Source organism: Bacillus sp. T2.9-1 (genome assembly GCF_950097965.1).
GTDB lineage: Bacteria > Bacillota > Bacilli > Bacillales > Cytobacillaceae > Niallia > Niallia hominis.
Map to the genome: position 1 here is coordinate 1 of NZ_CATNHG010000096.1, position 11,607 is coordinate 11,607.

9 protein-coding genes, 1 tRNA gene and 1 rRNA gene are annotated in these 11,607 nt (G+C 33.9%); 6 read left to right on the plus strand and 5 right to left on the minus strand.

Translation table 11 applies throughout. The features are described 5' to 3' along the window. Positions 1 to 111, minus strand: a 16S ribosomal RNA gene (locus QQZ16_RS12990); the annotation flags it as partial. A 564-nt stretch (positions 112 to 675) separates the two neighbouring features. Here QQZ16_RS12990 and QQZ16_RS12995 point away from each other — a divergent pair. The 4 genes from QQZ16_RS12995 (at position 676) to nspC (ending at position 4,731) form a co-directional block, all read left to right on the plus strand. Further along, positions 676 to 1,368, plus strand: a complete 693-nt coding sequence (locus tag QQZ16_RS12995) for an MgtC/SapB family protein (protein ID WP_031536977.1) — start codon at positions 676 to 678, stop codon at positions 1,366 to 1,368. A 655-nt stretch (positions 1,369 to 2,023) separates the two neighbouring features. After that, positions 2,024 to 2,099, plus strand: a tRNA-Ala gene (locus tag QQZ16_RS13000). Between the two features lie 282 nt (positions 2,100 to 2,381). After that, on the plus strand, positions 2,382 to 3,581 hold the full coding sequence (locus QQZ16_RS13005; protein WP_031536976.1) for a saccharopine dehydrogenase family protein: 1,200 nt from the start codon (positions 2,382 to 2,384) through the stop codon (positions 3,579 to 3,581). 10 nt (positions 3,582 to 3,591) lie between these two features. Further along, complete coding sequence (gene nspC, locus QQZ16_RS13010; RefSeq protein ID WP_031536975.1) at positions 3,592 to 4,731, plus strand: carboxynorspermidine decarboxylase; 1,140 nt, start codon at positions 3,592 to 3,594, stop codon at positions 4,729 to 4,731. Positions 4,732 to 4,930: 199 nt separating this feature from the next. Here the strand turns inward: nspC and QQZ16_RS13015 are convergent, their stop codons facing one another. The 4 genes from QQZ16_RS13015 to QQZ16_RS13030 all read right to left on the minus strand — a co-directional run bounded on the left by QQZ16_RS13015 (position 4,931) and on the right by QQZ16_RS13030 (position 9,384). Next, the gene (locus tag QQZ16_RS13015; RefSeq protein ID WP_048718415.1) at positions 4,931 to 6,652 is read right to left on the minus strand and encodes an ATP-binding protein; all 1,722 of its coding nucleotides are present in this window, start codon (positions 6,650 to 6,652) and stop codon (positions 4,931 to 4,933) included. Position 6,653: 1 nt separating this feature from the next. Continuing rightward, positions 6,654 to 7,826 carry a beta-ketoacyl synthase N-terminal-like domain-containing protein gene (locus QQZ16_RS13020; RefSeq protein WP_031536973.1) on the minus strand — a complete coding sequence of 391 codons (1,173 nt, stop codon included), beginning with the start codon at positions 7,824 to 7,826 and terminating at the stop codon, positions 6,654 to 6,656. Between the two features lie 246 nt (positions 7,827 to 8,072). Further along, on the minus strand, positions 8,073 to 8,312 hold the full coding sequence (gene tlp / locus QQZ16_RS13025; protein WP_192840957.1) for a small acid-soluble spore protein Tlp: 240 nt from the start codon (positions 8,310 to 8,312) through the stop codon (positions 8,073 to 8,075). Between the two features lie 76 nt (positions 8,313 to 8,388). Beyond that, positions 8,389 to 9,384, minus strand: a complete 996-nt coding sequence (locus QQZ16_RS13030) for a zinc-dependent alcohol dehydrogenase family protein (RefSeq protein WP_031536970.1) — start codon at positions 9,382 to 9,384, stop codon at positions 8,389 to 8,391. Between the two features lie 188 nt (positions 9,385 to 9,572). Here QQZ16_RS13030 and QQZ16_RS13035 point away from each other — a divergent pair, with 188 nt between their 5' ends. Both QQZ16_RS13035 and QQZ16_RS13040 read left to right on the plus strand, forming a co-directional pair. Next, complete coding sequence (locus QQZ16_RS13035) at positions 9,573 to 10,355, plus strand: SDR family oxidoreductase (RefSeq protein ID WP_031536969.1); 783 nt, start codon at positions 9,573 to 9,575, stop codon at positions 10,353 to 10,355. 483 nt (positions 10,356 to 10,838) lie between these two features. Continuing rightward, complete coding sequence (locus QQZ16_RS13040; RefSeq protein ID WP_031536968.1) at positions 10,839 to 11,582, plus strand: NADPH-dependent oxidoreductase; 744 nt, start codon at positions 10,839 to 10,841, stop codon at positions 11,580 to 11,582. The last annotated feature ends 25 nt before the right edge of the window (positions 11,583 to 11,607 follow it).

Below are 11,607 nucleotides of genomic sequence, written 5' to 3' on the forward strand. Positions count from 1 at the left end.
CTCACCCGTCCGCCGCTAACTTTAAAAGCAAGCTTTTAAAGTCCGCTCGACTTGCATGTATTAGGCACGCCGCCAGCGTTCGTCCTGAGCCAGGATCAAACTCTCCAATAAAGAGTTGATTAGCTCAAATGCTAAACTCTAGCTTTTTATTACTTGTTGTCATTCTATAATGTTCATTATAAAATGATTATTATTGACGTTTGTTCGTTCAGTTTTCAAAGAGCAATTTAGTTAGCCACTCAAGAGGCGACTTTCCTAATATACCACCTATCAACATTCAATGTCAATAGTTTTTTTCAAAAAACTTTTCCCGCCGTTAACTTCAACATTTCTTGTTGTTTCAGCGACGGATATAAATATAACACCATTCTAATATTGAGGTCAATACTTTTTTAAACTTTTTTTATAAGTTACTAAAAAAAGACGGATTATCCTCCATTACAAAGAATTTTTTTCCCTTTCTAACATACACTTAATTAGTATTATTGGGTGTTTACTAATTACGTTTTAAGGATATTATACGTTAGGATTTTTTCTAATAGATTTCACCACTATAATTCATTAAAAGAATACACTTTGTTTTATTTCCTGTTTCCTTTAAAAAATTTCATCCATTTACTTATTCGGTAATAAGGAGAGCTTACCATACTAACTAATAGCAGGAGATGGAACGTTATGGATATCAATATTGATTTTTTATTAAAAATAGGCATTTCTGCCGGTCTTGGATTAATCATTGGCTTAGAAAGAGAAATCAAACGGAAACCAGTTGGTCTAAAGACAAGTCTTGTAATAAGTATTGTGAGCTGCTTATTAACTATTATCTCAATCGAAGCAGCTTATAAATTCCCAGGGAGCGATCAGGTTAATATCCAAATGGATCCTTTGCGCTTGCCAGCTCAAATAGTTTCCGGTATTGGATTTTTAGGTGCAGGGGTTATTCTAAGAAGAGGAAATGATAGTATTTCCGGTTTAACGACCGCTGCTTTGATTTGGGGAGCAGGTGGAATTGGAATCGCGGTTGGAGCAGGATATTATATAGAAGCTCTTATTGGAGTGACACTTCTATTAATCAGCGTAAAATTCGTACCCATCTTTATGAGCACGATTGGTCCTCGCCAACTAAGAGAAAAAGAAATTAAAGTGAAATTAAAAGCCCATCAAAAAGAAAATGTAACTACTATTATAAAAGCAATTCAAAGTTTAAAAACAGGAATAAAGCATTTAAGGATAAAAGATTTAGAAACTGGTGAGCATTCTATCTACCTTATATTAATTGTTAATCAAAAAAGAGAAGTGACCGAAGTATATAAAGAGATTTCCGAAATTAATGGTGTAAAAGAAATTGAAATTGAAAGTTTAAATTAATTTCATATTCCTTAATACTAAAAAAAGAAAGTTGCTTGGACAAAAATATTCCAGCATACAATAATCCCAAATAATTATACGAAGATGCCAATGAATAGGAGGTTCGTATAATTGTTTGGGATTTTTTAAAGATGTTCAAAACCTTTTATTAGGAAATGTACGGTGAAATTCACAGAAGAGCCTTACGGTAATAAATCTAATAGGAGGCTATAATGTGAAGATAAAACAAGATACTCGGCATCTAGTACTAAGCTATAAGACTTATTTATTCTTCGAGTGAAAAAAATTTGTTGTTTTCTCGGAATTTTTTTCTTTAAATGAATGCTATTTATTTAAAGGAATTAACTAAATGCTATATTATCCTACTCTAAAGTCAGAAAAAGGGGATGCCAAGTGAGCTATTAAAACAAATATCTATATTTTCATTTATAGTTTTAACCCATGTATTATCTATAATATGTTCCTTTTAGATTTGCAGCATTTGCCCTTTTTAATTAAATTTACAAGAATTCACTTATTTAAGTAATTCCTACCGTTTTTGTTTATTCCATCTACCGAAGTGTGTAGCTTTATCAAAAAGATAGATTAAGTTCAATTTTTAGACTTGAAGTTTCTGCCTATTTTTGTATAATATATGTAGATTAACATTATAATTGGGGGCTTAGCTCAGCTGGGAGAGCGCTTGCATGGCATGCAAGAGGTCGTCGGTTCGATCCCGATAGTCTCCACCATTCTGTTTTAAACACACGACTATCATAGTCGTTTTTTTGTGTCTATTATCAATAGTTAGCTTAATTAATTGAATTTCACTTTCTCTTCTTCCTCCAAATTGATCAATTGATTTAAGATTTCAACCTCCTAATCTTCCCTATTTTTACAATTGTATTTCCTATCAATTAAATTTCATTAAAATTTTTTTATATTTTACTGGATTATATAGATTATTTTACGCACATTATGTATAATCAGCCTTATTGAATTTTTTTAGGTAGTATTAAAGGAGGTAATTCATGTTGGGAAAAGCATTAATTATTGGTGCTGGTGGAGTAGCTAGTGTTGTTGCACATAAATGCTGTCAAGTACCGGATGTATTCGAAGAAATTTGTATTGCAAGCAGAACACTTTCTAAGTGTGAAGCAATTAAAGATAAAATTGACGGTGGCAAAACAAAGGTTTCAGTTGCTCAAGTCGATGCTGATAATACACAAGAAGTGATTGAGTTAATCAATAGCTTTAATCCAGAAATAGTAATCAATGTTGCATTACCATATCAAGACTTGACTATAATGGATGCTTGTCTTGCTACTGGTGTACATTACTTAGATACTGCAAACTATGAACCACCTGAAACAGCTAAATTTGAATATAAATGGCAATGGGAATATAAACAAAAGTTTGAAGAAGCTGGTCTAACTGCCTTACTTGGAAGTGGATTTGATCCAGGGGTAACAGGTGTTTTCACTGCTTATGCACAAAAGCATCATTTCGATGAGATTAATTATATTGATATTGTCGATGCGAATGGTGGAGATCACGGCTATCCATTCGCTACCAACTTTAATCCAGAAATCAACATTCGCGAAATCACAGCGAACGGAAGATATTGGGAAAAAGGCAAGTGGGTTGAGACACCACCTCTTTCTGAAAAAAGAGAATATGATTTAGATCAAATTGGTCCAAAAAACATTTATCTTTTATATCATGAAGAATTAGAATCATTAGCTGTAAACATTAAGGGACTTAAGAGAATCCGTTTCTGGATGACTTTCTCTGATAATTATCTAAACCACTTAAAGGTTCTTGAAAATGTTGGAATGACATCTATTGAACCAATTAATTATGAAGGTAAAGAAATTATCCCGCTTCAGTTCTTAAAAGAAATCCTTCCAGATCCAGCTTCTCTTGGACCTAGAACAAAAGGGAAAACAAATATCGGCTGTATCATTCAAGGTACAAAAGATGGAAAGCCAAAAACTTATTATGTATATAATATTTGCGATCACCAAGAGTGTTATCGTGAAGTAGGATCTCAAGCAATTTCTTATACTACTGGTGTTCCAGCAATGATTGGGGCAATGCTGATTATGAAAGGCCAATGGAAGCGCCCAGGAGTATACAATGTTGAGGAATTTGATCCAGATCCATTCATGGATGCATTAAATAAATATGGATTACCATGGCAGGAGAACTTCTCTCCAACTCTTATAGATTGAGAGGAATGAAATGAAAAAGATTGACTTTACACAAGCTCCATCCCCAAGTTATGTAGTGGACGAGCGTCTTTTAACGAGAAATTTAGAAATTTTACAGTCTGTACAAGAGCGAACAGGTGCAAAAATTCTGCTTGCATTAAAAGGTTTTTCCATGCACTCTGTATTTCCTCTAGTAGGAAAATACTTAGCAGGGGTAACATCAAGTTCATTATTTGAAGCTAGACTTGGGTATGAAAAAATGGGCAAAGAAGTGCATGCGTATGCACCTGCATATGCTGAGAGTGAGTTCGATGAATTACTTCAATATACAGACCATATCGTTTTTAATTCACACAGCCAATGGAATCGATTTAAAGATAAGGTTCAAAACGCTGGAAAGAAAATTGATGTAGGTCTTCGAATTAATCCTGAATACTCAGAGATAGAAACACAGCTTTATAATCCTTGTGCTCCTTACTCTCGCTTTGGTATAACTATGGATAACTTTAATCCAGAAGAATTAGATGGAATAGACGGGCTTCATTTTCATACAATGTGTGAACAAAATTCTGATACTTTAAAGCGTACGATAAAAGTAGTTGATGAGAAGTTCGGTGAACATATAAAGAAAATGAAATGGATCAACTTTGGAGGAGGACATCATATTACACGACCAGATTATGATATTGAAACCTTAGTAGAATCTATATTATTTATAAAAGAAAAATATAATGTAGATGTTTATTTAGAACCAGGTGAAGCTATTGCTTTGAATACAGGTTACTTAGTATCCACTGTCCTTGATATTGTTCATAATGGAATGGATATTGCTATTCTTGATACATCAGCAACATGTCATATGCCAGATGTGCTTGAAATGCCATATCGACCGAATATTATTGATGCTGGAACGCCTGGTGAAAATGAATATACCTATAGACTCGGCGGAATGACGTGTTTAGCTGGAGATGTCATTGGCGATTATTCTTTCAAAAAGCCATTAAAGCCTGGCGATAAAATTGTCTTCTGCGACATGGCTCACTACACTATGGTAAAAAACCATATGTTTAACGGTGTTAATTTACCTTCTATAGCTTCCTATAATGAAGAAGAAGGAATAAAAGTTGTTCGCCAATTTGTGTTTGAAGATTATAGTAATCGATTATCTTAAATAATTGTAAAAGCGGATATTTAAAGGGGCTTTCCCCTTCAAATATCCTTTTTTTATGCTATTTATTCTTCTAGTAAAGCTAACGAGTTTTGAAATACTGCAGTCTGAAGCATCATTCCATCTTGTAATCAATAATTTGAAAAGAAACAATATTAAAGAAAAAACCCATTTTCACTTCTTGCCTTCCCTGGATAATCGTTTAATGATAACACGGTAACATAATGGTTACGACTGTACCCCATCCCTCTTTACTCTTCACTACCATATCTCCATTATTTTGTTTAAGAAGTTTTAAACAAATTGTTAAACCTATACCAGTTCCTTTTTCTTTACTTGTATAGTAAGGTTCTCCTATTCTTGCTAGCCTTTCTTTACTTATTCCATCACCATTATCAATTATTCTAATTCGACAATTATCCTTTTTCTGATCAAGAATAACTTTTACTTTACCTGTTTGTGGCGAAATCGCCTCCATACTATTTTTCAATATATTCAGCATTACTTGTTTAAACTGGGAATTATCAATTGATGCTATTAATTCTTGATCCTTCCTAGTTTCTACAATAATCTCTTTATTTTGTTCATTAGCCAGGGCTTGAAATAAAACTTTAATATTTTTCAATTCCATAAAGACTTTCGTTAATGGCAGAATATTATTTTCATTTTCTTTCGCCTCTGGCTTACTTAGTATAAGCAATTCCTTTAAGACTTCATTAATTCGATCAATTTCTTCAATTAAAATCGTTTCATAACCAGAAGCATCATTCTTCTCCTTGAGTAGCTGAATAAAACCTCTGATGGTCGTCAAAGGATTTCGGATTTCATGCGCGACACTTGCTGCCATCTCGCCTACCACTTTTAATTTCTCAGAAGAGATCATCAGTTGTTCATTATGCTTTTGATCCGTAATGTCATTACCAAAATAAATATGATATTCTTCCCCAGTACTATGTATAAGTTCTTTTTTTCCCCAAATCAGAAAGTAGTTTTTCCCTCTACTGTCTACAAAGCGATAAGGTTTCTCTGTTTCCATGTTAATGCGATCTGTAATATAAGAAAATGGTTGACCTAACCAAACCTTGTTTTCTAATGAAAGTAGATGTAAGAAAGAAGGATTCATTTTGACTATCTGATCTTTCCCATTCTTAACTAATAGATAATTAGGGTTTATATCCATAATCGCTTCTAATAATTCACTTTGCCTCGACAGCTCCATATTCATAATATTCATATGTGTTGATTGCATCTGGAAAAAACTTAAGAATAAAATAACTGCTGCAATTAATGAGTTAAAACTAGAAAAAAACAGCGGTATAAAAATATAACCACTAAAAACACCATTTATATAGATAATTAATACAGCAATCACAAACTTTATATAAAAACTTTTATAGATTGGATCTCTAATTTTAAAAGAAATGATCAATAAAATAATCGTATTTAAATATAATAAGACAATATTAATTATAAATAGTATATTCCATTCCCCATAAATCGGAAGAACATATTCGGAGGAAAGCCAATTACCCTCTATTACTACAAAATCTTTAATGCCAAGGCTGGTAAAATTAATAAAATATGCAAATAAACTGTAGATGATTATTACGTATAAAAACGGCTTATTAAACACAAATCTAAATCGTTTAAATTCTTTATTTTCGCTTACTAAATAATAAGAAAAATAATACATGACTGGCATTATGCAGATAGTTCCAAGTCTAAATATTTTAAATAAAAGTTCAATTGTTTCCTGCTTCAAAAAATCTACTGCATATAATACAGCAATATCCATTTGCCAGAAAGCTAACATACATAAAAATAGCGATAAGGCCTTTGTTAACTGAGACTGTGAATAAAAAATTATCGTCACAGAAATAATGAGTGGAACTAACGAAACCATCAATAATAATATAGCTTCCACACTATGCTCCTCCTTTCGCTATCATAGCGCACCCATTATTACCTCCGTAACCGTGTGCTGTTATTAAAACCCGATCAATCTCTTGTTCTAATAACATTGTATTTATTGGGTAATTCCAATAATATGCATCTATTTCTGCGCTAATAGTTGCTGGTATAAACCGATTACTTATGCTTATTAATGATGCAATTATTTGAAAGAGTGGAGAAGCTCCCATTGCATGGCCAACTGTTCCTTTAATAGATGTAATCGGAATCTGATTCGTTTCAAAAAAACGTTGATAAACTCCTATTTCAATATGGTCATTTTCCAATATACCTAAAGCTTGACTATTTATATACGTTGGCATATTCTCTTGAAGACATTCAGCAACTGCCTTTTGCATGAGCAAACCTGTTGAATCTGATTGATAGGGCGAAACGGCATCCTGTGTTACACAAGTAGCATCTACTTTCCCTAATATAGAGGCATTTCTTTGTATGGCAATTTGTTCATTTTCCACAATTAACACGCCAGCACCTTCTGAGATTGAAAATCCTTTTCCTCCTGAAAATGGTCCAAATAGGGGTTGAGGATGTTCTTCAGATTGTAAAACACGCTGGGGTAGAAACCCTTTTATAACAGTGTCACAAACAGACTCATCACTAGCACCAACTATACAAACATCTATTTGATTGGATTCAATTAATATTCTCGCTAGATTTAAAGCATCTATACCCGATGTACAACTATTTGCCAACGATAATGATAAACCGTTTATTTCCAAATAAGCACTAATGCTTGAGGATAAAGAATTAGCATTCATGTTTCCAATTGTATAAGGAGAAAGCCTTTTTCCTTTTTCTGAAGAAATAGCAGCTTTACTAATATCTGCTAAGCCCCCTGCTGAAGAACCAACGATTACTGCTGTTCGATAATCCCTAACATTAATTTTTGATTGCTCTATTGCTTCGTTACATGCTTGTAGAAGCATACGTACAGGTTTAGACATTTTTTCTTGCTTTCTACTTAACTTAATTAATTGTTCTTCATGCACCCTACCAGTATATATGTATTTCCCTTCATATTCTTCCTGCTTTAACATACTTTTATTATTTTTAAGTACAGTGGTATACTCTTTTATATTGGAAAAACCCGCTCCTATTATCCCCATCCCAGTAATAACCGATTTCATCTTCATGTTCTCCTAAATAATATTCCTTACATTTGTATTTTACTATGAAAATCGATTTACATCAGTAAAATAAACGAAAATGTACAAATTGCCACAAATACAAATAAAAATGGCTACATCAAAGTATTTCTAACTAACAAAGCTAATGATTAGCAATCCCCATTTATTAACAAGAATTTTTCTAACACTTTGCTTTTATCGTCAGAACCTTGTGTAGCCTGCTTTTAACAAAACATATTGTTTTACTTACTGATAGCCATTTTCTCTATTTGATGCTTCATCTTGTATCTCTTCTTTGAAGGATTCTACAGCAGCTTCTCTTCGTTTATTTTTCTGTTGAATCATTTCTTTCTCGTCTGGACTTGCATTAACCATTGTTTCTTCCGCTTTATTAATATTATCCATTGTGTTTTGTACCATGTCCTGCAATTTTTCTACATTATCAGAACGATTATCGGGGTTTGGCTTTTGAAAGCTCACCTTTATTCCTCCTTCCTATATGCTTCGTTTGTATTTTGGATGTCTATCTGGTTTTTTATACGAAGCTACACCTCAATACACACTACCATTTATTTACAAGAACTACTTTTCCTACTGCCTTCCCCGACTCTAAATATTCATGTGCTTCTCCTACTTCCTCGAAAGAAAAGGTCTTTTTATCAAGTAGTGGCTTTAAACGATTTTCTTCTATCACTTTAGTGATATTTCGCAAGATATCTCCATGTTCAAAACGCTTCTCCTCATCAAGGAGTTTCAGAAGCATAAAGATAACATGTAGGGAAAGTGATTTCGAATGTAAAGGAGTCAAATCATGTGTAGACCTGGCAGCGATAGTTAATACTGTACCATTTAAGGAAGCTGCCTCAAAAGAACGATCGAGATTATCACCACCTACTGTATCAAAAACTAATGAAAATCCTTTCCCATCTGTGTACTTTTCAACATACTCTTTTACAGACACTTCTCGATAAGGAATGATATAATCAGCTCCTAATTCTTTTGCGACTGTTTGTTTTTCAATGGATGAAGCAGTTGTAAAAACAGTTGCTCCCATCCACTTAGCTAACTGGATTGCAATATGGCCAACGCCTCCTGCACCACCATGGATAAGGATAGTATCTCCTTTTTTTAAATCACCTTTTGTAAATAATGACTCCCATGCCGTAATTCCAACAAGAGGGAGTGCTGCAGCTTCTTCCATAGTAATATTTTGTGGTTTATGTGCTAAAACGGATGAATCAGCAATCATATACTCTACCAATGCTCCATCTAGCCCCTTGAAGCCACCTGCACATCCATATACTTCGTCCCCTACTTGAAAGGACTCTACTCCCTCTCCTACTTCCTCAATGACCCCAGCAACATCCCCATGCAATACTGCTGGAAAGGATGGAGAAACGCCTGGTACAGCACCAATTCGAACTTTAATATCAATGGGATTCACACTTGTTGCCTTTACTTTTATTCGTACTTGGCCAGGAAATAGTCTTTTTGTATCTATTTCCTTTAATTTAAATACTGATGACTCCCCAAATTTTTCTATTACCATTGCCTTCATCAAAATCATCTCCTTTATATCCATATTACCTAATTTGTTGCATTAATTCGAAAATATAGGATTGCCATCCACTTTTTTCTACTACTGGCAGTAAAAAAGTTTCTACTTTGGAAAAAATGGATATTAGTATCTTATCGCTATCATACTAAACAATATCGTAATTGATATTTATCAAGGAGGATACAAAAATGACAGACCTCAAAAATAAAGTAGCACTTATTACGGGAGCAGCTTCAGGCATTGGAAAAGCAGCAGCACTCTCACTTGCAAATAAAGGGATGAAAGTAGCTTTAGTTGACTTAAATGCTGACGATTTAGAAGAAGTGAAAAATTCCATTAATGATAAAGGGCAAGAAGCTATATCCATCGAAGCAAATGTGGCTGATCCTACTTCTATTCAACGAGCTATTGATGAAACGGTTAAGAAATGGGATAAATTAGATACCGTTTTTATTAATGCTGGTATTAATGGCGCCGTTTCATCCATCGAAGATCTTACACCATCCGAATGGGATAACACGATAGACACAAATCTGAAAAGCACCTTTTTAACGGTTAAATATAGTATTCCTTATATGAAAACAAATGGCGGAAGTATTATTATTACAAGTAGTATAAATGGAAATCGTATTTTTAAGAACTTTGGAATGTCTGCTTACAGTACCTCAAAAGCTGGCCAAGTCGCATTCGGAAAAATGGCTGCACTTGAATTAGCACAATTTAAAATTCGAGTAAATATGATTTGCCCTGGCGCAATAGATACAAATATTGAAAAAAATACATTTAAAGATGAGAAACACTTAACAGAAATAACGATACCTGTTGAATATCCTGAAGGGAATCAACCACTATCCAATGAATCAGGCAGTGCACAGCAAGTGGCCGATTTAGTATATTTTTTAAGCTCTGATTTATCTAACCATATTACAGGCACAGAAATTTATATTGATGGTGCAGAGTCTCTTTTATAGGAAATGAGGCTGGGACAAAACTAAATAACTAATCTTTAAAGATGAACAATCTCTAATTCAGCTATTAAATAATAGCTACTTTCTCATGATGGTATCCATGTTTTTATATATAGTCAAGTGTAAAAACTAAGTCGTTCCATTGCGCTACAGACGCTGATGCGCCGGGGAGGAAGCTGAGTCTACTCGCATACGCTGCGGGGTCTAAAGCGCCTCTATTTCCCGCCGGAGTCGAGCGTCCTTCGCTCCATACACTTCGTTTCTTAAACCTTTTTTTAAAACAACAAACACAAATTTTTATGCGAATTATTTGCATAAAAATTTGTGTTTGTTGTTGGTTGAAATGCTTATTTCCCAGTCTCTTCGTATAATAGGTAATTTGGCTTCACCCTTTTCTCTTTTATTATCATAGAGTTGTCTAGAAGAGATTCCTTCTTTATCCTATGCTAAAATAGGAAGAAAATATTGCAAAAGGAGTATCAAGAAATGAATGAAACTATACAACTTTTAAAAAATCATCGTTCTTATCGTACGTATCAAGATAAGGAAGTGACTTTAGAAACACTACAATTGATCATGGAAACAGCTCAAAGTGCTCCTTCTTGGACAAATGGACAGCATGTTACAGCTATCCTTGTTCGTGATGTAGAGAGAAAGAAAAAATTAGCAGCGTTATGCGGGAATCAAAAACATGTAGAAAATGCTCCTGCCTTCCTTGTTTTTTGTGCCGATTTCTACCGAGCTAAATTAGCAAGTGAAATGGAGGGAAAGGAATTTAAAGCAATTGAAGATGTGGACACCATTTTAATTGGTGCTACTGATGTGGGGCTTGCCATGCAAAATGCCATTACGGCTGCTGAATCACTTGGCTTAGGCACTGTTCCAATAGGCGGTATTCGTCGAAACGCTTTAGAGGTAATTGAATTTTTAGAGCTTCCTACCTATGTCATTCCCATCGCAGGACTTTGCGTCGGTTATCCAGATGGTGATCCAGGCCTAAAACCTAGATTACCATTACAAAGTGTTCTTCATGAAGAAAAATACAATAAAAAGCAACAAGCTATTATTGAAGAATATAATGCTACTTATAAAGAATATTTAAAAGATAGAGGAGAAGCACCAGTAGGATGGACAAATCGAATTGCTAATTTCTACGACAAACCCTATTACCCTAGTAACGCAAAAATGATCAAACAACAGGGCTTTCTTTCTAAAGATATGAAAGAATGAAAATAATAACGCAACATAAAAACTG